Source organism: Herbiconiux daphne (genome assembly GCF_024979295.1).
In the GTDB taxonomy this organism is placed as follows: Bacteria; Actinomycetota; Actinomycetes; order Actinomycetales; family Microbacteriaceae; genus Herbiconiux; species Herbiconiux daphnes.
Genome location: NZ_JANLCJ010000787.1, coordinates 1 through 528 on the forward strand (window position 1 = coordinate 1; position 528 = coordinate 528).

The 528-nt window shown below is 38.4% G+C and carries 2 protein-coding genes; both read right to left on the reverse strand.

The features are described 5' to 3' along the window. Window positions 1–97: 97 nt before the first annotated feature. A complete protein-coding gene (locus tag N1032_RS27690) occupies window positions 98–283 on the reverse strand; it encodes a hypothetical protein (RefSeq protein WP_259543943.1) in 186 nt (61 codons plus the stop codon). Window positions 284–313: 30 nt separating this feature from the next. Further along, window positions 314–528, reverse strand: a 215-nt coding sequence (locus tag N1032_RS27695) for a hypothetical protein (protein WP_259543944.1), incomplete at its 5' end; no start/stop codon positions are given.

Below are 528 nucleotides of genomic sequence, written 5' to 3' on the forward strand. Positions count from 1 at the left end.
CACAAACTTTTCTCTTTGTGCTTCAATCTCTTTTAAGCTCTTACTTTCAAACTTAAGTTGTTCATACAACAGTTCAAAAGCAGATTTACTTTTTACTTCATTCGACATTAATCCAATCTCCTACGTGGGAAAAGAACCAATCTTTTTCATTCTGAATCATTTCAGGGGTCATTGATTTCCGCATTTCGCGTACTTGTTCAAGACCAAAGGTTGGATTGTCACGTACTTCTTGTTGGATTAAAGCTTGAAGAGTTTTGTTCTCTTCTGATAGCTCTGTTTTCATTTTAATCTCCTTGTAAACAAAACATAAATGTTAGCTCCCCATTCTTTTTTTGACATCGTTATGGGGACCGATGGAAGAGGAAAGCCTAAGCTTTGTCTTCATGTCATGGAGCAGAGTGGTATCTGAAAGAATGCCTCTTATGGGCTTGTGCCGTTGAGGCACTGTATCCCTTGTGGGATTTGCCTTTACGGTCTCCTTTCTTACCACCTTCACTCTCATTCTTATGAACTGATTCAACATTAAGG

Coding starts and splice junctions, on each gene's coding strand:
- N1032_RS27690 (WP_259543943.1), bottom strand. CDS start 283: ATGAAAACAGAGCTATCAGAAGAGAACAAAACTCTTCAAGCTTTAATC.